Origin of the sequence: Pseudarthrobacter sp. NamB4 (assembly GCF_005796185.1) — a bacterium.
Lineage (GTDB): Bacteria > Actinomycetota > Actinomycetes > Actinomycetales > Micrococcaceae > Arthrobacter.
The window spans coordinates 244680-262464 of the sequence record NZ_VAHM01000001.1; the positions used below are offsets into that span (position 1 = coordinate 244680).

Here is a 17785-nt window from a genome sequence, read left to right on the forward strand (position 1 = left end):
ACTGGCCGGGGCATTCTTGGCATTAGTGGTTGGGCTCGTTGGCCAGGGTGTCGATGTCGTAGGGGTCGTATTCGGCGTTGTCCCGGATAGTTTCCAACTCCCACTCCTCGGACGCTTCGGTTGGTGGAACTCGGACCGGATTGCGGTTGCCGTTTTCGTCGTACTCCGGGTAGGCCGCGGGTTTGTTCTCTGGTTCAGTCATGGCCTCATCATAGGGTCCTGTCTTACCCCCGCTTTACAGTCGTCCGTATGGTGAAGTTTGACCCGGAAGGGTTCGCAGCGATGATGGCACGGATAAACGCGGAAGATCGGGAAGCGGAGCGGCAAGCTGCTGTAGTGCGTTCCCCGTTCGAGGACTTGGAACCGGATTACGAGTACACGGCTGGCTTAGGTTCTCCCGCACTGAGGCCCCCCTTCGGTTAATTAGGGGGGCTCGTTGTAGCGGCACGGCACTAAAATTGCTGCACGGTCTCGTCATTACCCGCAATCCTCCAATGAAGGAGAGTCCAATGCGTAAGTCCATTGCATCCGCAGCCGTAGTTCTAGCAGCGCTCACGTCCGCGCCGGCCGCCCAAGCTGCAAGCGAAAGGCCCCGACCGCTGCCACCTACATCCCCGCCCGGGCTAGAACAGAGCGGCGTGGACCGGCCGGAGGAGTCCATCACTCCCAGGACGGGCAATCAGAACAGGTTCGATCACGGCAACAAGCCTGTCAGGTGATGCACCTTGCCTAGACGAAGAAACCCCCGTCAGTCATCACGGCTGGCGGGGGTTTTCCTTGTTTCGTGGCTTATACGGCGTCCATTGCCCTTACTTCTGCCCGCTTCTGTTCAAGCAGGTTGAGGCGGGCCAGTTGCTCATCCGGGCCGGCGTTCATAATCCTGTTGATACCTGCCATGTCTGATGCTGTGAAGCTGATGTTCAAGCCCTGGCGCTGGTGCGGCCAGGACGGCAGTTCGCGGAATGCCTGGCTGCGGCTGATACCGAAATGGCGTGCGACATCGGACATGGTGAAAGTGGTGCTCATTATGTGTCCCCCCAATGGGATTGTGTGGTGCAACAGGTAGAGACCAATCGAATCCCGTTGCTTGAATTATGGCAGGCCGGTTAGTTGATTACGCGCAGGCCCTCGGGGTGGAGTTGCTGGCGGTCACCGTTGGCGAACGTGACCCACACGCCGCCTTTGGTTACCCGCCAGACTTTCCCTACAGGCCCGTCAGTCTTGCCGTACATGCCGACGTACTGGACCCGCTTCCCCGCAAACGTTGCTTTGAGCTGATCTAGCGTCATCGGATGTCCCTAACCGTTGTCCCTGCCCTTCCCCTCGTGGGGAAGTAACCACAACGATGCACCATTGTGGTGCCACTTGTTTTTGGCGTGCTCCCGCTGACCGTGGTGTTCGCGGTTTTTCCGGGAATCGTAGCCATCAACTTCGGCCTTTAAGGGGCGCCATCGTGGATCCCTGCATAAGAGGCAGTTCAAAGACAAGGCAGTACAAAGAACCGAATCAGGAAAAGGACGGCACATGAAGATCTTGGCAAACCGGTACGGATCGCTGCTGATGATGCTCGGCACGGCATTATGCTCGAGCATGCGGAGCGCGGAGGACCATCATGAGCGGGGGGATGTGCCCGGCTGGGTGATGATCACCCTGATGTCCGCTGTCCTGGTGGCGGCGCTGCTGGCCCTTGCCGGGCCAGCGCTGGAAGCAATGTTCAACCAAGCGATGGACACGGTCGGAAGCTAGCCAGTGACAAGGTCCCTCTGCCGTCCAGGCGGACAAAACTGCTTGCCCGATCACCGTGAGCAGGGCTCGGCAGTGGTGGACTTTGTCCTGGTCGGCGGGCTCCTCACCATGTTCTTCCTGGCCATTATCCAGCTGACTTTGGTACTCCACGTTCGCAACACATTGATCGACGCGGCGGCGTCGGGCGCCCGTTACGGGACGCTGGCAGACCGGGGCGCGGGAGACGCTGCGGAGAGGACCCGTACCCTCATCGGTGCAGCGCTCAATCCGGGCTTTGCCGAAAACGTCAGCACCAGCGAGGTGAGCATTGAGGGATTCCGGACGCTGGAGGTGACCGTCCGGGCACCGATGCCCGTCATCGGGCTCATCGGTCCGCGGGAGATGCTGGAGGTGAAGGGGCATGCTGCCGTACAGCCGTAAGCGCGGGGCGGTATCCCTGAGGGCCAGGCTGGCGGAAGCCCTGTGCCTGGAACCGGTGGAAGCAAAGCAGGAAAGGGGGAACGAGCGGGGGAGTGCCGTGGTCGAGTTCACGTTCCTTGCCCTCCTGCTGATGGTTCCGCTGGTCTACTTTGTCATCACCGTGGGGCAGATCCAGGGTGGTTCGTTTGCTGTGGTGGGAGCCGCTGATCAGGCTGCGAAGGTCTACGTAGCCCAACCGGACGGAGCAACAGCCCAAGCAGCCGCCGAACAGGCGGTGTCCATTGCCCTTGCCGATTTCGGGCACCAGCCGCAAGAAGCAGGAATTTCAACAACCTGCAGCCCAGCTGACTGCCAGGCTCCTGGCACCGCCGTCACCGTCACCGTGAGCCTGTCCATCCCGCTGCCGTTCGTGCCGTTCAGCGATAATTTCACGCTGGCGGCCAGCGAGGTCGAGGCATCGTCGACGCAACTGGTGGGCCGGTTCCGATGACTTCCAGGAACGGCAAGGAAGAAGGCCAAATGCTGGTGATGATCGTCGGCTACGTCCTGTTGGCGCTGCTGGTGGCAACCGTGGTCATTGGCATTTCTTCCGTCTACCTTGATCACAAGCGCCTGCTCTCCCTAGCCGACGGCGCCTCCCTGGCAGCAGCCGACAGCTACACCCTTGGCGAGGTGGCAACCCAGGGCGGGATCCCTTCGGCAACCCTGAACCCCGTCCGCGTCAGGAATGTGGCAGCCGACTTCATTGCGAGGAGTCCCGCTTCTCGTCGGTTCGACGGACTCTCCGTCACAGGGGCAACAGGCAGTCCCGATGGCGCAACAGCTGTCGTCGTGCTGTCGGCAGCCGTCCATCCTCCCGTGGTGAATTTCCTGGTACCCGATGGCATCAGGATTGAGGCGACGTCGACCGCGCGCTCGCGCTTGACGCGCTGACTCGCGCTGCCGCCAGGCCAGCATGAGCCGTCCGCCGGATAGCGTAGGGTTAAACGACCATGGCCAATATTGATTTTTCCGCTGAAATCCGCGCCCTTCGCGCCACCTACGAGTCCATCGAGAGAGTCTCTGACGTAGACGCGCTGAAGGAAGACATCGCCGAACTGAGCGAGCGGGCGGGCGAGCCGGACCTGTGGGACGACCCCGCTGCGGCGCAAAAAATCACCTCCCGGCTTTCGCACCGCCAGTCCGAACTGGAGCGCCTCAACAGGCTTGCCGCACGGATTGACGACCTCGAAGTCCTGGTGGAGCTTGGACAGGATGAGGAAGACGCCGATTCCATGGGGGAGGCGGCAGCGGAACTGGAGTCCATCAAGAAGGCTTTGAAGGAACTCGAAGTCGTCACGCTGCTGTCCGGGGAGTACGACGAGCGCGAGGCCGTCGTCTCCATCCGTGCGGGAGCGGGCGGGGTCGACGCCGCCGACTTCGCCGAGATGCTGCTGCGCATGTACCTCCGCTGGGCAGAACGGCACGGTTACCCCACCACCGTCATGGACACCTCCTACGCCGAGGAAGCCGGACTGAAGTCGGCAACTTTCGAAGTGAAGGCACCCTATGCTTATGGAACGCTCAGTGTGGAGGCCGGAACCCACCGGCTCGTGAGGATCAGCCCCTTCGACAACCAGGGGCGGCGCCAGACCTCGTTCGCCGCGGTGGAGGTCATTCCGCTGATCGAACAGACGGATTCGATCGACATCCCGGACAACGAGATCAGGGTAGATGTCTTCCGCTCATCCGGCCCCGGCGGCCAGTCCGTTAACACCACCGACTCCGCAGTCCGGCTGACCCATATCCCTACGGGCACCGTAGTGTCCATGCAGAACGAGAAATCGCAGCTGCAGAACCGCGCCGCGGCCATGCGCGTGCTGCAGTCCCGTCTCCTGCTGCTGAAAAAGGAGCAGGAGGACGCAGAAAAGAAGGCGCTCGCCGGCGACGTCAAGGCATCCTGGGGTGACCAGATGCGCTCTTATGTCCTGAACCCGTACCAAATGGTTAAGGACCTCCGCACCGAGCACGAAGTGGGCAACACAGCTGCTGTGTTCGACGGCGAGATTGACGACTTCATCGATGCCGGCATCCGGTGGCGCACGGACAATCGCAACGCCGAAAAGTAGAGGAAACGGGTTCGCGAAGTCCCCGTTCCGGCGACACACCTGTAAACCCCCGCCGCATCACCGGGAATTCTGCGTATAGTCAGAGGGCCGGGGCCCTACTTTCCCCAACAGAAACCCGTGCACCGGCTGCAGAACTGGGCTGCATCAGACGGATCAGCCATGCCCTGCAGGGTACTGAGGGCCATGATCCGATTCGAAAATGTCACCAAGGTGTACGACCAGAAAGCCCGGCCTGCGCTGGACTCAGTCAACCTTGAGATTGACCGCGGCGAATTTGCCTTCCTGGTGGGTGCATCCGGCTCCGGCAAATCCACATTCCTGCGCCTGGTTCTCAAGGAGGACCGGGCAACGTCGGGCGCTGTTTATGTTGCCGGCCAGAACGTCGCCAAGATCTCCAGCTGGCGCGTCCCCCGTCTGAGGCGGGGCATCGGCGTCGTCTTCCAGGACTTCCGGCTCCTGCCCCAGAAAAACGTGTTCGCAAACGTAGCGTTCGCCATGCAGGTCATCGGCAAGAGCCGCAGCGTCATCAGGGACACGGTTCCCGAGGTGCTGAAGACCGTAGGGCTGGAGGGCAAAGAGCACCGCATGCCGCACGAACTTTCCGGCGGCGAGCAGCAGCGGGTGGCCATCGCCCGTGCAGTGGTCAACCGGCCCGGCATCCTCCTCGCCGACGAGCCCACCGGAAACCTGGACCCCACCACCTCCATGGGCATCATGGGGGTCCTGGACAAGATCAACCAGAACGGCACCACCGTGGTGATGGCAACGCACGATGACGACATCGTGAACGAAATGCGCAAGCGGGTAGTTGAGCTCAAAAACGGCGTCGTTATCCGCGACGAGGCCAGGGCCCTCTATACCTCCATCATTCCCGTCGTCGGACAGTCCCGCAGGCTCAAGGACGCGAGCGGGCGGGACGACGACACGGAAAACAGGCTGCCGGGCGAGGGCGAGGCCCAGCGATGAGGCTCGCATTCATCCTCAGTGAGATCGGCAGCGGCCTCCGCCGCAACCTTTCCATGGTGATCTCGGTCATTCTGGTCACCTTCGTTTCGCTGACCTTCGTGGGCGCAGCAGGAATGCTGCAGATGCAGATCAACCAGATGAAGGGGTACTGGTACGACAAAGTCCAGGTGGCCATCTTCCTCTGCAGTGAGGGGTCGACGGCGGCAGGTTGCGCGGGCGGGCCCGTCACCCCAGAGCAGCAGGAAAGTCTGAACGCACTGCTGGAATCCCCGGCAGTGTCCCAGTACATCAACGACTTTCAGTTCGAGTCCAAGGAAGAGGCCTATAAGCACTTCAAGGACCAGTTCTCGAATTCGCCCATTGTGGACTCAGTAACCCCTGACCAGCTGCCGGCATCTTTCAGGATCAATATGAAGGACCCGGAAAAGTACCAGATCATCAGCGAGACGTTCTCCTCCCAGCCGGGAGTGGAAACAGTGATTGACCAGCGACAGCTGCTTGAGCGCCTCTTCTCGGTGATGAACGGTGCGTCCCTGGTAGCCGTTGGTATCGCTGGCGTCATGATTGTCTGCGCCATCCTTCTGATCGCCACCACCATCCGGCTCTCTGCCTTCAGCCGCCGCCGGGAAACGGGGATCATGCGGCTGGTAGGCGCGTCGAAGACCGTGATCCAGCTGCCCTTTATCCTCGAGGGCGTAATCGCGGCTGTCATCGGCGCTGCCCTGGCTTCCGCCACACTGTGGGCGGTGGCGCATTTCTTCCTCGGTGAGTACATGTCGCAGCAGTACCCGGACACCGCCTTTATTTCCTCCGGGCAGACGTTGATCCTTGCCCCCGCTTTGATAATCCTTGGCGGATCCTTGGCCGGAATTTCGTCTCTCTTGACCTTGCGCAGATACCTTCACGTCTAGGTATGCAAACCAAACAAGGAATGCTTATGAACGTCACGGATCAAACCTCCCCCCGCCCCCGGCGCAATAGTGGCCGGAAGGCGCCGCAGCGCACCGGCATTATCAGCGGCGTACTCGCCATTGTCCTCGCCGCGGGGCTCGCATCCTCTACCCCGGCGGCTTTCGCTGACGAGCTTGAAGACAGGCAGAAAGCACTCGAGGCAGAGGCTGCGCGCGTCCAGCAGTCCCTGGAATTCGTCGATTCCCGCATCGCCAAAGCGGCCAGCGACCTGGTCATCTACCAGGGCCAACTGCCCGGTGCCCAGCAGGCGCTGCTCGAGGCGCAGGGCCGTGTTGCCGGCGCCGTCAAGGAAGTCGAGGCGCTTTCCGCCCGCGTGGACATGGCCCAGCAGAACAAGGCCAAGATCACGCAGCAGCTTGAAACAGACAAGCAGAAGATCGCCGACACGAAGAAACTGATTGGCCAAATAGCCACCCAGGCTTATAAGTCCGGCGGCGTTCCTTCAAACCTTTCGCTGTTCTTTGGCTCCAATAACGGCGGCAGCCTGACTGAAACCATGGACCTGGCGGACCAGGCGATGCGGAGCCAGAACGCAGCCATGGACAAGCTGCAGCAGCAGAGCGCCACCAACGTGAACTCCGAAGCCCGCCTGCAGGCGGTGGAGGCTGAAATCAAGGACCTGAAGGCCAAGGCTGATGCAGCGCTGGAGCGGGAAAAAGCGGCGCGCGACGAAGCCGCGTCAAAGAAGGAAGAAGTGGACCGGCTGATCGCCGACACTACCCGCCTTGATGCCGAACTGCAGGCTGCCAAGCCTGGCATCCAGTCACAGCTGGCGGGCGTCCAGGCCAGCCAGGATGCCGTGGCAGCTGAAATCCAGGAACGAGACCGGAGGCTCCGTGAGGCCTGGGAAGCGGAGCAGCGCAGGAAGGCAGAAGCGGCAGCGGCTGCCGCGGCCGCTGCGGCCGCCGCTGCAGCAGCGGCCAAGGGCCAGGCGCCACCGCCGCCCCCGCCCGTGCAATCTTTCATTCCGCCTGCGGGATCCCCGTCAGCTTTCGGTCTCCGGCACCCGTTCAATGGCGGTGTCCCGATCACCTCCGGCTTTGGCTGGCGCGCCACCCCGCCGGGTACCATCGACTTTTACGGGCAGGGCGGGTACATGCACACCGGCCTGGACTTTGGGGCAGCCTGCGGTACTCCTGTTTATGCGGCAGCAGCAGGAGAAGTCTTTGGCTCCGGCTGGAGCTCCGCGGACGGGGGCGGCTGGCGGGTGAAGATCTCGCACGGCCTGGTTGAGGGCAACACGCTGAACACGATCTACTACCACAACGCCAGCATCGTGGTGTCGAACGGCCAGCGGGTATCGCAGGGCCAGCTGATTGCCTATTCAGGCAACACCGGCAACTCCACTGGCTGCCACTCACACTTTGAAACCTGGCTGAACGGAACCGCCGTCGACCCCATGGGACTCCTGTAGCGGGCCGGGCTTCCGGCCCGGGCGGCGCCCTGCCGTAGACTGGGATGACTCCATGCCAGACCGGCCAGGAGGATATCCACCCGAGAAATGAGGAGCTTTCCCTTGCCTAAAGAAAGTGGCCGTAAAGTGGTGGCCACCAACCGCAAGGCCCGGCACGACTACCACGTGCTGGATACCTACGAGGCGGGAATCGCGCTCATGGGCACCGAAGTAAAGTCCCTGCGGGAGGGTCACGCCTCCATGGTGGACGGTTTCTGCACCTTCTACAATGACGAGTTGTGGATGGAGGCTATCCACATCCCCGAGTACAACCAGGGGAGCTGGACCAACCACGCCGCACGCCGCCGCCGCAAGCTCCTCCTGCACCGCGAAGAACTCATCAAGATCTCCCGCAAAGTACAGGAAGCCGGCTACACGATCGTTCCCCTCCAGCTGTACTTCGTGGACGGCAAAGCCAAGGTGGAGATTGCCGTCGCCCGGGGCAAGCGGGAGTACGACAAGCGGCAAACCCTGCGGGAGCAGCAGGACAACCGCGAGGCGCAGCGGGAAATGCGGGAACGCAACCGCCGTCGGTAGCTTGGAATGAAACGGGCTGGACGTGCGTTAGTATAAGTAGTCCGGAGGGGAAACCCGCCGGTTTGGTAACAAAATACGGGGATGATCGGTTTCGACGATGTTAGTCGCGACAGGTGAAGCGGGCCGAGGATGCAGAATTATCTCGTTAACGCTTTCTGCAAACCAATAAGTGCCGAATCTAAGCGCACTGACTTCGAACTCGCTGCCTAAGCAGTAGTTCAGTCCGTCAGCCCGGGGATGCTATCGCCCCGGTTCCTGGCGTCATTTAGATAGCCACTGCTGTTTACCCTCGTCATCGGGGTGAACGGGACTCTTAGATGACTGGGCCCGGATCAGCCAGCTGTTTGCAGCATGGCTGGGGCCGAGAAAATCCGACGCAAACTGCGCCCGGAGAAGCCCTGACAACACGACATCGGACGGGGGTTCAATTCCCCCCATCTCCACCAAAAAACACCCTGGTCTTCGGACCAGGGTGTTTTTGTTTGCCCGGATGCACTGAAGGATGCAATCCGTGCACGGCCGAGTCTCCGTTCACCCAAGGCGTACCGGTTGCGGGACTGGACCGCATCCCACCATCGTTTACTTCGGTAGGACCTGGCATGCCTGGGAGATGGCGCCAGGATAGGCACTACCAGGAGGTGCGCCGTGGACCACGCGCCGGAGCCGGCTTTCCAGGCTGACGACGTCGATGCGCTGGATGCGTATTCAAGGACAGTTATGCGGGTGGCTGCTGCCGTCACCCCGCATGTTGCTGCCATCGAAATGACAGCAAGGCGCAGCAACGGGCGATTCCGTATGGGGGCGGGATCCGCCGTGCTGTTCACCGAAGACGGCTACCTTCTGACCAACTCGCACGTGGTGGCGGGGACCAATCGGGGCCACGCTGTCTTCGCGGACGGCAGCCGCATGGAGCTCGAGCTGGTGGGAGCTGACCCCCTGTCAGACCTCGCCGTGGTCCACGGCAGGAGGCCTGGGGTTGCCCCCGCAGAGTTCGGCGCCGCCGAATCACTCCGCGTGGGACAGCTGGTGGTGGCGGTGGGAAATCCCCTGGGCCTGGCGGGATCTGTCACCGCGGGAGTGGTCAGTGGCCTGGGGCGCGCCATTCCCGTCTGGTCCGGAGGAAACCGGAGGGTGATCGAGGACGTGATCCAGACGGACGCCGCACTCAACCCGGGCAATTCCGGGGGAGCGCTGGCGGACACGCACAGCCGGATCGTCGGCATCAACACCGCGGTAGCCGGCGCAGGGCTCGGCCTCGCCATCCCCATCAACGCGACAACCCGGAGGATCATCTCCGCGCTGCTTGCGGACGGCCGCGTCAAACGCGCTTACCTGGGACTGGTAAGCACGCCCGCCAGGCTCAGCCCGAGTGGCGTCATCCGGACCGGGCAGAAGGAAGGCCTGCGCATCGTGGAGGTGCTGGCAGGTTCTCCGGCAGACCGGGCCGGACTGTTGGCCGGCGATGTCCTCCTGAAGGCCGGTGGAAGGCCCGTCAGCAACGCGGAGAGCCTGCAACGGCTCTTGTTTGCCGACGCGATCGGCCAGCCGCTCGATCTCGCGGTACTGCGGGAGGGCACGGAAATGCACCTGGTGGCAGTCCCGGACGAGATGACGACCAACGGCCCGTGAGTCCCTGGGCCGCCACAGGCGGGGCCTACTCCTGTGTGTCAGGCGCTGCAACATCCGCAATCCCCACAAAACGCGTGCCCACGCCGTCGAACTCGCTGCGCACGAAGCCCGGGCGCGCGGCAGGGACCTCCCGGGGTGAATGATGGCTGCACACCACGTAGGTGAAGTCCGGCCACCACTTCTTGGGCCTCGCCGCTTCCTCATACCCGCAGACGGCGCACTCCAGATGGACCCAGACGGGCCGCTTGCCCGTGCGGTTGGCACGGGACTGCACCAGCCAGGGCGGCGGGTTGTCCAGGATTTCACCCAGTTCCGCTTCGGTCATCCACTTTGGAAGACCGTGGCGCTGCGCCATCTCCAGGGGGACGTCAAGGGCAATGGCGGCGTCGCGTCTGCTAATCATCACCACCCACGATACGGCAGCCCGCCGACGGTCAAGCCGCCAGGGCTCTTCCGGCCGCCGCAGCAGCAAAACCAAGGACCAGGTTGCCGGCAATGTTCAACGCAGCTGCCCCAAAGCGCGCTTCGCTGAGAAGACGAACGGTGGCAGTGGTCCACGAGCTGAAGGTGGTGAGGCCGCCTGCCAGACCGGTCACCAGCCCCACCCGCCATTCGTCGCCCAGCCCCGGCCCGGCAGCGAGCCCGTACGCCAGCCCGATGATGAAGCACCCAGCCACGTTGACCAGCAGCGTGGCCCGAGGCCAGTGCAGCCTAGGGGGACTGCCGGAAAGGGCGTCATGGGCCGTCCGGCGGGAGCTGTGGTGCGCAAACCAGCTGTCGACGCCGAAACGGAGAAGCGCGCCGGCTACGCCGAAGATCCCCACCAGGACGGCGCCAATCAATGCCCGCTCCCGGAAGGCGGCCCCACAAGTTTCCCCAGCCGCCACCCCAGCCCGGCGGCCCCCAGGCCAAGGACCAGCGACAGCGCCAGGTAGGCAATCCACACCCCATGCTGCCCGGCCCTGGCCAGCTGATCCAGGGCGAAGATCACAGCGGAGAACGTGGTAAAGGAGCCCAGCAGGCCGGGACCCAGCCCCGCCCGCAGCCAGAACGCGGTCCTCGGCCGGGCCATCCAGGCGGTGGTCAGGGTGGCCAGGACAAAACTGCCCGCCACGTTGACCCAGAGCGTGGTCCAGGGAAACGAGCCAGGAAGCTCCGGAAAGGCAACTCCCAGGCCGTACCGCAGTTCGGTGCCGATCAAGCCGCCTGCGGCAACAGCCAGCCAGGCGCGGGCTTCCGGCGTACCCGAAGCGCTCAGCCCGCTCCCGCCTTGGGCAGGCCGGCGTCCGCCAGGACACAGCCGGGGTGGGGATGGTCGCTGTGCACCCACAGGGCTGACGTAACCTCATCAGCCAGGTCATAGTCTCGGGTCCGCCCCGCATTCCTGATCCGCACCACCAGTGCGCCACCGAACGGCCTGCGGCCCACCACCTCAACCTCGGCGTCAAGGTCTATCTCCTCCGCCGCCAGGTAGCGGAGCAGATCCGGATTGTCGTCACTGATCCGGGTGATCCGGCCCGTATGGCCCTCATCGAGTTCCCCCATGAGGTGCGCACGGGGCATCAGCACCTTGCCGTCCGGTGTGGGGATCGGATCGCCGTGGGGGTCCCGCCGGGGGTTTCCCAGCTTGGCGGCCACCCGCTCAATGAAGGTGTCCGAGACCGCGTGCTCCAGCAGTTCCGCTTCGTCGTGGACCTCGTCCCAGCTGTAGCCCAGCTGCTGCACGAGGTAGGTTTCGATCAGGCGGTGGCGCCGCACCATCGCCAGCGCGAGCCGGAGTCCGGCGTCCGTGAGCCTGATGGCGCTGTAGGGCTTGTGGTCGACCAGGCCCTGGTCCTTTAGCTTGCGGACCATTTCGGACACCGAGGAATTTGCTACGCCCAGGCGCTGGGCGAGCTGGGAGGACGTGATGGGCTTGTCCTGCCATTCCGTGAAAGAGTAGATGACCTTGACGTAGTCCTCAATCGAGGAGGAGGGCGCGCTGGTCTTCACAGGATCAAGCCTACCGGCTGTCCGCGGTCAGTCACGGGGCGGCCGGCGCTCATGCTTTCACCGCCCGCCATGCCAGCGTCAGGTACGGCAGCTGCAGTTTCTCGCCCGGAGCGTGGCCCAAGTGCTCATGCAGGTACCAGTTGAGGTTGGCCAGCACCTTGGCGCGGGTGGTTTCACTTGCCCGCAGGTAGTAGCTCCGGGACTTGGTCAGTTCCATTAGGTCATGGCTGGTGACAGTGTCCTGCCAGTGCATCACATGGCTTTCCAACCCTTCGAACTCAGGTCCCACGAGTGGCCGGAAACCGGGTTTGTAGACGTCCCCGGCGTGCATGATCCGGGAGAGCCGGTGCACCCAGGGGACGGAGGTGTCCAGCTGGTTCCAGACCAGGCCCAGCGCTCCCTGCGGGCGGAGGACCCGGGCCAGCTCTGTGCTTGCCCTGAGTGCATCGCACCAGTGCCATGCCTGGGCGACGGTGGCGACGTCGAACGCTGCCTCCGGGAGGCCTGATTCCTCTGCGGTTCCCATGACAGCCGTGGCAGCAGGGCAGCGCGCCTCCAACTGTCCGAGCATGTCGGCTGAAGGATCGATGGCCGTGACGGAGAGCCCCTGTGCCAGCAGCAGCTCCGTGAATTTGCCGGTGCCGGCACCAACATCTAGTGCGTGGTGGGCTCCCGGAGGCACCAGCCAGTGCGCGGATTCGGCGGGATAGCCCGGCCGCACCCTCTGATAGTGTTCGCCGCCGTCCTGAAAGCTACGGCCGAGCTCCTGCCGCCGCCCGTGATCCAGTTTGGGGCCACCCCGTACCACGTGAGGGCCTCCTTCATCCGGTGTCTTTGGTGTGCTCCGAATCTACCGCATCAGGCGCCGCTGTCCCGGGCAGGAAGGCCCGGGGCTCAGTCGTCGATGCAGGGGGCGGCGCCGGCAGTTCCCGGGGTATTGGGTGCCCAGTGCGGGTAGGTGCGGTTGTCGTTGGCGGGCACCCAGCGGCCTGAATCCACTACATAGTCCCAGCCCAGCCCCTTGCTGCGCAGTTCGCGGATACCCGTCAGCAGCCGCTGGGCGTCTTCCAGCCTGGATCCGACGCCGAAGCTGGCCCGCAGGGAACCGGAGGGAAGCCCCAGCCGCTTCAGCAGCGGGTGCGCGCAGAAGCGGCCGTCGCGGAGGCCCACCCCGTGCTCAGCGGAGAGGTAGGCCGCCACCAGGCCGGCGTCGTATCCCTCGACGGAAAAGTTCACCACGCCGATGGTGTCCGTGTCCGGGTCGGTGTCCTTGAAAATCTGGTGGACAGTGACGCCCTCGATGTCCTGCAGCCCATCCACCAGGAAAGAACGGATGGCTGCTTCGTGGGCGTGCCACCGGTCAAGGTCCAGTCCGGCCAGGACCTGCGTGGCGCGGGCCAGCGTAGCTGCACCGAGGACGTTGGGTGATCCGCCCTCGTGGCGGGCCGGGCCCGTTGCCCAGCTGACGCCGTCGAGCCTTGCTTCTTTCACGGCGCCCCCGCCCGCCAGGTGGGGTGTACCCGAGTCCAGCCAGTCCGCGCGTCCTACCAGCACGCCCGCACCAAACGGCGCATAGAGCTTGTGCCCGGAGAACGCGAGGTAGTCGACGCCATCGGCAGCGATGTCAACACGGCGGTGCGGCGCCAGCTGGGCGGCGTCAACCACGATCCGCGCGCCATGTTCGTGGGCAAGCGACGCCAGGGCCCTGATGGGAAGGATCTCGCCGGTGACGTTGGAGGCGCCCGTGACTGCAACAAGGCTCACACCGCCCTGTTCCAGCTCTGCCCTTACCGCAGCGATGGTTCCTGAGATCGTGTCGGCTGCCACGAGGCTGCGGTGCGGGATGCCCTGCCACGGCAGCAGGTTGGCGTGGTGTTCGATGTCGAGGTACAGGACATCGCCATCCGGCCGTCCATCCGTGGCGGGCAGGCAGCCGGCCAGGAGGTTCAGCGAGTCCGTGGTATTCCGGGTGAAGATGACTGAGTCGTCCGGGCGGCCGCCCACGAAGTCCCGGACGATGGCGCGGGCATTCTCGTATACGGACGTGCTGATCTGGGAGGCATAGCCTGCACCGCGGTGGACGCTGGCGTAGTAGGGCAGGATTTCGTTGAGGTACGCGGACACCACAGAGAGTGCCGGGGCGGACGCTCCGTAGTCGAGGTTGGCGTAGCGGATGTGGCCGCCGTGGATCAGCGGAGCCTGGATTTCAGCACCGGTGACTGCTGCCAAGGGCTGGACGGCGACAGCGTTGCGCTGATCGAAAATAACGTCGGCGGCGTTGGGGGAGACGGTGGCAGTTGTCACAGAGACCTCACTTCGAAAAAGGACTCCGCTCCGGGAATCCGCGCTTGCCGCATCCGTTCCGGACCGGCCTGGTCGTCACCCGGGGCACCCCACCGCGAATGGAGGGTTGCCGGCCAGCAAACCGGGGTTTAGCGCTGGCACTCGTGACCTGGTTAAGAGCCTAGGACATGGGCCGGGAAGGCTAAAAGCCGGCGGCAATGTTAAGGGCTTTGTTACGTCGGGTTGAAAAAGCCGTCTTTCGCCGAAGAAGACGACGGCGGGCGCCTCCTTGGGAAGGTGCCCGCCGTGGAATCTTCGAAAAAGGGAGGGATCAGAGCAGGTCATCCAGATCCGGGTTCAGGCGGCGCAGCACCTCTGAATGCAGGATGGAATTCGTGGCCAGGGCGTTGCCGCCGAACGGGCCGTCCTCGCCTTCAAGGGAGGTGAAGCGGCCGCCAGCTTCAACGACAATGGGCACCAGGGCGGCCATGTCGTACAGGTTCAGTTCCGGTTCGCAGGCGATGTCCACCGAACCCTCGGCCACCATGCAGTAGGACCAAAAATCACCGAAGGCACGGGTACGCCACACGTCCTCGGTGAGGCCCAGGAACTCATCAAGGTTCCCGCGCTCCTTCCAGCCGCCAAGGCTGGAGTAGGAAAGGGAAGCGTCGGACAAGCGGGACACATTGGATACCCGGAGGCGGGTGGCGGCCGCAAGGGAACGTCCCATGTAGGCGCCCATGCCCTTAGCTGCCCACCAGCGCTTGCCCAGCGCTGGAGCGCTGACCACGCCCACCACGGGCTCGCCCTCGTCCACAAGCGCGATCAGGGTGGCCCAAACGGGCACGCCCCGGACAAAGTTCTTGGTGCCGTCAATGGGGTCGATGATCCACCGGCGTGATCCGTGACCCGTGCTGCCGAACTCCTCGCCGAGGACGGCGTCACGTGGACGGGAACGGGAGAGCTGACCGCGGATGGCTTCTTCCGCTGCCTTGTCCGCATCGGTGACAGGCGTCAGGTCCGGCTTGGTCTCAACGTGGAGGTCCAGGGCCTTGAAGCGGCTCATGGTCTGGTCATCCACGGAATCGGCCAGGACATGAGCCAGGCGCAGGTCATCGTTATAGCTCGAGGCGGGTTGGATCATGCTTCCAAACTACCGTCTGCACGCGCTTCTGCCGGGAACCGGGCCGTCAGTTGATACTGCCCAGTTCCTTGGCGTCCTGGGCTTCCATCCGCGGATCAGCGCCGAGGAGCCGCCGCAGTGAGGCCAGCCGTGCTTCACCAGTGGGGCCTGCGCGGCCTGCGGCAACCCAGGCGTCCAGTCCGCAGTCCACGGCAGTGGCGGTGTGCTTGCAGCCCCGCTCGCAGTCGTCGGTGCCGGGGGCGAGGTCGGGGAAGGACCGCAGGATCCTGTCCGGATCGACGTGGGCCAGCCCAAAGGAGCGGATGCCGGGGGTGTCGATGATCCAGCTGCCGGGAGGTGCGTCCGCGAGGCGCAGCGCGAGCGCAGAAGAGGAGGTATGCCGGCCCCGGCCGGTCACGGCGTTCACCCCGCCGGTGGCGCGTTCAGCTCCGGTCAGCGCATTCACCATGGTTGACTTGCCGACGCCCGAATGGCCCAGCATGACGGTGACTTTCCCGTCGAGGTGAGTCCGCAGTTCGGCGACTGCGGTGCTGTCGAGGCGTGCGGACAGGCCGTCGTCGGAGCGGGCGTCGATGCCGGACGCCCGGGTATCCGCGGTGCGGCTGATGATCACCGGGAAGTCAAGGTGCGTGTAGTTGGAGAGCAGCTCCGCGGGATCCTTGACGTCCGCCTTGGTGACCAGCAGGATGGGGTCGATTCCGGCGTCGTAGGCGGCCACCAGCGCCCGGTCGATGAAGCCGGTGCGCGGTTCAGGGTTGGCCGCGGCTACCACGATGACCAGTTGGTCGGCATTGGCGACCACGGCCCGTTCAACCGGATCTGTGTCGTCAGCGCTGCGGCGCAGGAGCGTCTTGCGGTCCTGGATCTTCACCAGGCGCGCCAAGGTGTGCGGGTCGCCTGAAACGTCTCCCACGAGCGAGACGAAATCCCCGGCAACCACCGGGTTCCTTCGGAGTTCCCGTGCCCTGGCGGCGACGACCATCCGCTCGTTTCCCGAATCCTCACCGACCACCGCGGTGTACCGGCCCCGGTCCACGGTGATGATGCGGCCCGTGACGGCGTCATCGTGGCTGGGACGGTCCTTGGTGCGGGGCCGGGACCCCTTCTTGTTGGGGCGGACGCGCACATCCGATTCGTCCCAGGAGTCAGTCCTGCGAGGCACTGCCGGAACCTTCCGCCCCCGCCCCCGCCGGGCTGTTCTGGCTGAGCATGTCCTCCCACAACCGGGGAAAGTCGGGCATGGTCTTCGCCGTGGTGGCAATGTCCTCCACCTGGACGCCTTCAACGGCCAGGCCGAGGATCGCACCGGCCGTGGCCATGCGGTGGTCGGCGTAGCTGTGGACGACGCCGCCGTGCAGCCTGGCAGGGCGGACCACCAGGCCATCGGTCGTTTCCTCGGCGTCGCCGCCAAGGCGGTTAATCTCCGTGACCAGGGCAGCAAGCCGGTCCGTCTCGTGCCCGCGCAGGTGGGCGATACCGCTCAGCCGCGAGGGACCTGTGGCCAGTGCGCATAACGCGGCAACGGTAGGGGCAAGCTCGCTGGTGTCGGCGAAGTCTCCGCCCTGGATGGCAGGGCCCCCGGTAACCGTCAGGACGCCGTCGCGCAGTGTGACGTCGGCTCCCATCCTGGCAAGGATGCTGCGCCACAGGTCGCCCACCTGCTGGGTTTCCTCAGGCCAGTTGGGAATGCGCACTGTTCCGCCGGACGCCAGTGCCGCAGCGAGGAACGGACCGGCGTTCGAGAGGTCCTGCTCGATCCGCTGGTCAAACGCGCGAATCGGGCCGGGGCTTACAACCCAGTGGTTGGGGACGGAATCATCAACCGCCACACCGGCGCCGCGCAGGACCGCCACGGTCATGTTGATGTGGTCGAGGCTGGGTACCGGCTTGCCGACGTGTTCCAGATGCAGCCCCTCGGTGAACCTCGCCCCTACCAGGAGCAGTGCAGACACGAACTGGGACGACGCACTGGCGTCAATCACCAGGTGCCCGCCCCGCACTTCGCCGGTACCTTCCACGATGAACGGCAACGACGACGGCGCGCTGCCATCTTCGGCCGCAACGGAGACTCCCAGCGACTTCAGGGCCTCGATGATGGTCCCCATCGGCCGCTTCCGGGCGTGGGGATCGCCGTCGAACACGCTCGCGCCCTTGCGCAGCGCCGCCAGCGGCGGAACGAACCGCATCACTGTCCCGGCGAGTCCGCAGTCGATCGCGGTGTTGGACGCGGCAGTATCCGCGGCCAGCGGGATGACCTCCAGATCGGGCCCGAAAGCACCGTCCCCGGGTACCTCCCTGATGGTGGCACCAAGCTCCCGGAGCGCCTGGATCATCAGCGCCGAGTCCCGGGAGTGCAAGGGTGCGCGCAGCCGGGATGGGCCGTCAGCCAGGGCGGCAAGGACCAGGTAGCGGTTGGTCAGCGACTTCGAACCTGGCACCGTAACGGTGGCGTTGACGGGCCGGGACGCGAACGGCGCAGGCCAGTGGGGGACAGTGCTTCCGGATTCGTCCCGGAGGTGGGCTGGTGCGGTCATT

The 17785-nt window shown here is 64.4% G+C and carries 22 protein-coding genes, 1 other RNA gene and 1 riboswitch; of the genes, 11 read left to right on the plus strand and 12 right to left on the minus strand.

Features of this window, described 5'->3' with window-relative positions; all coding sequences use genetic code 11:
- Nucleotides 1–22: 22 nt before the first annotated feature.
- From FDW81_RS01050 to FDW81_RS01060, 3 genes are all read right to left on the minus strand, one after another.
- Nucleotides 23–202: a hypothetical protein gene (locus FDW81_RS01050; RefSeq protein WP_138132230.1), complete on the minus strand. Its 180-nt coding sequence runs from the start codon at nucleotides 200–202 to the stop codon at nucleotides 23–25.
- 587 nt (nucleotides 203–789) lie between these two features.
- Complete coding sequence (locus FDW81_RS01055) at nucleotides 790–1026, minus strand: hypothetical protein (protein WP_138132232.1); 237 nt, start codon at nucleotides 1024–1026, stop codon at nucleotides 790–792.
- 80 nt (nucleotides 1027–1106) lie between these two features.
- Nucleotides 1107–1289 (minus strand): hypothetical protein, encoded by a 183-nt coding sequence (locus FDW81_RS01060; protein WP_138132234.1) that lies wholly within the window; start codon nucleotides 1287–1289, stop codon nucleotides 1107–1109.
- A 271-nt stretch (nucleotides 1290–1560) separates the two neighbouring features.
- Between FDW81_RS01060 and FDW81_RS01065 the strand changes: the two genes are divergently transcribed.
- The 11 genes from FDW81_RS01065 (at nucleotide 1561) to FDW81_RS01115 (ending at nucleotide 9831) form a co-directional block, all read left to right on the plus strand.
- Nucleotides 1561–1746, plus strand: a complete 186-nt coding sequence (locus FDW81_RS01065) for a hypothetical protein (RefSeq protein ID WP_370278651.1) — start codon at nucleotides 1561–1563, stop codon at nucleotides 1744–1746.
- A 42-nt stretch (nucleotides 1747–1788) separates the two neighbouring features.
- Nucleotides 1789–2166 (plus strand): TadE/TadG family type IV pilus assembly protein, encoded by a 378-nt coding sequence (locus FDW81_RS01070; RefSeq protein ID WP_255467057.1) that lies wholly within the window; start codon nucleotides 1789–1791, stop codon nucleotides 2164–2166.
- Entirely contained in the window at nucleotides 2147–2656 is a 510-nt protein-coding gene (locus FDW81_RS01075; protein WP_138132238.1) for a hypothetical protein, read from the plus strand. The genes FDW81_RS01070 and FDW81_RS01075 overlap by 20 nt, the downstream gene beginning before the upstream one ends.
- Nucleotides 2653–3099 (plus strand): pilus assembly protein TadG-related protein, encoded by a 447-nt coding sequence (locus FDW81_RS01080; protein ID WP_240719822.1) that lies wholly within the window; start codon nucleotides 2653–2655, stop codon nucleotides 3097–3099. The genes FDW81_RS01075 and FDW81_RS01080 overlap by 4 nt, the downstream gene beginning before the upstream one ends.
- A 59-nt stretch (nucleotides 3100–3158) precedes the next feature.
- Nucleotides 3159–4274, plus strand: coding sequence for a peptide chain release factor 2 (gene prfB, locus FDW81_RS01085; RefSeq protein WP_138132240.1), 1116 nt, complete (start codon nucleotides 3159–3161; stop codon nucleotides 4272–4274).
- A 183-nt stretch (nucleotides 4275–4457) separates the two neighbouring features.
- Nucleotides 4458–5240 carry a cell division ATP-binding protein FtsE gene (ftsE, locus tag FDW81_RS01090; protein WP_138132242.1) on the plus strand — a complete coding sequence of 261 codons (783 nt, stop codon included), beginning with the start codon at nucleotides 4458–4460 and terminating at the stop codon, nucleotides 5238–5240.
- Nucleotides 5237–6151, plus strand: a complete 915-nt coding sequence (ftsX, locus tag FDW81_RS01095; RefSeq protein ID WP_138132244.1) for a permease-like cell division protein FtsX — start codon at nucleotides 5237–5239, stop codon at nucleotides 6149–6151. The genes ftsE and ftsX overlap by 4 nt, the downstream gene beginning before the upstream one ends.
- 26 nt (nucleotides 6152–6177) lie before the next feature.
- Nucleotides 6178–7626 carry a M23 family metallopeptidase gene (locus tag FDW81_RS01100; RefSeq protein ID WP_138132246.1) on the plus strand — a complete coding sequence of 483 codons (1449 nt, stop codon included), beginning with the start codon at nucleotides 6178–6180 and terminating at the stop codon, nucleotides 7624–7626.
- A 102-nt stretch (nucleotides 7627–7728) separates the two neighbouring features.
- Nucleotides 7729–8202 carry an SsrA-binding protein SmpB gene (smpB, locus tag FDW81_RS01105; protein ID WP_138132248.1) on the plus strand — a complete coding sequence of 158 codons (474 nt, stop codon included), beginning with the start codon at nucleotides 7729–7731 and terminating at the stop codon, nucleotides 8200–8202.
- 77 nt (nucleotides 8203–8279) lie between these two features.
- Nucleotides 8280–8648, plus strand: a transfer-messenger RNA (tmRNA) gene (gene ssrA, locus FDW81_RS01110).
- A gap of 199 nt (nucleotides 8649–8847) precedes the next feature.
- The gene (locus FDW81_RS01115; protein WP_240719824.1) at nucleotides 8848–9831 is read left to right on the plus strand and encodes a S1C family serine protease; all 984 of its coding nucleotides are present in this window, start codon (nucleotides 8848–8850) and stop codon (nucleotides 9829–9831) included.
- Nucleotides 9832–9856: 25 nt separating this feature from the next.
- Here FDW81_RS01115 and FDW81_RS01120 read toward each other — a convergent pair whose 3' ends face one another.
- From FDW81_RS01120 to aroA, 9 genes are all read right to left on the minus strand, one after another.
- The gene (locus FDW81_RS01120) at nucleotides 9857–10234 is read right to left on the minus strand and encodes a hypothetical protein (RefSeq protein ID WP_138132250.1); all 378 of its coding nucleotides are present in this window, start codon (nucleotides 10232–10234) and stop codon (nucleotides 9857–9859) included.
- Nucleotides 10235–10265: 31 nt separating this feature from the next.
- The gene (locus FDW81_RS01125; RefSeq protein WP_138132252.1) at nucleotides 10266–10673 is read right to left on the minus strand and encodes a CrcB family protein; all 408 of its coding nucleotides are present in this window, start codon (nucleotides 10671–10673) and stop codon (nucleotides 10266–10268) included.
- Nucleotides 10670–11089 carry a CrcB family protein gene (locus FDW81_RS01130; protein WP_138132371.1) on the minus strand — a complete coding sequence of 140 codons (420 nt, stop codon included), beginning with the start codon at nucleotides 11087–11089 and terminating at the stop codon, nucleotides 10670–10672. Before FDW81_RS01130 ends, FDW81_RS01125 begins: the two co-directional genes overlap by 4 nt.
- Nucleotides 11086–11823 carry a metal-dependent transcriptional regulator gene (locus FDW81_RS01135; RefSeq protein ID WP_138132254.1) on the minus strand — a complete coding sequence of 246 codons (738 nt, stop codon included), beginning with the start codon at nucleotides 11821–11823 and terminating at the stop codon, nucleotides 11086–11088. The genes FDW81_RS01130 and FDW81_RS01135 overlap by 4 nt, the downstream gene beginning before the upstream one ends.
- 49 nt (nucleotides 11824–11872) lie before the next feature.
- On the minus strand, nucleotides 11873–12631 hold the full coding sequence (locus FDW81_RS01140) for a class I SAM-dependent methyltransferase (protein ID WP_138132256.1): 759 nt from the start codon (nucleotides 12629–12631) through the stop codon (nucleotides 11873–11875).
- Nucleotides 12632–12717: 86 nt separating this feature from the next.
- Nucleotides 12718–14127: an aminotransferase class V-fold PLP-dependent enzyme gene (locus tag FDW81_RS01145; protein WP_138132258.1), complete on the minus strand. Its 1410-nt coding sequence runs from the start codon at nucleotides 14125–14127 to the stop codon at nucleotides 12718–12720.
- A 35-nt stretch (nucleotides 14128–14162) separates the two neighbouring features.
- Nucleotides 14163–14276, minus strand: a riboswitch (SAM riboswitch).
- 161 nt (nucleotides 14277–14437) lie between these two features.
- Nucleotides 14438–15250, minus strand: a complete 813-nt coding sequence (gene hisN / locus FDW81_RS01150; protein WP_138132259.1) for a histidinol-phosphatase — start codon at nucleotides 15248–15250, stop codon at nucleotides 14438–14440.
- 46 nt (nucleotides 15251–15296) lie between these two features.
- Nucleotides 15297–16412 carry a ribosome small subunit-dependent GTPase A gene (locus FDW81_RS01155; RefSeq protein ID WP_138132261.1) on the minus strand — a complete coding sequence of 372 codons (1116 nt, stop codon included), beginning with the start codon at nucleotides 16410–16412 and terminating at the stop codon, nucleotides 15297–15299.
- A complete protein-coding gene (gene aroA, locus FDW81_RS01160; RefSeq protein ID WP_138132263.1) occupies nucleotides 16396–17784 on the minus strand; it encodes a 3-phosphoshikimate 1-carboxyvinyltransferase in 1389 nt (462 codons plus the stop codon). The genes FDW81_RS01155 and aroA overlap by 17 nt, the downstream gene beginning before the upstream one ends.
- Nucleotide 17785: the final 1 nt, after the last annotated feature.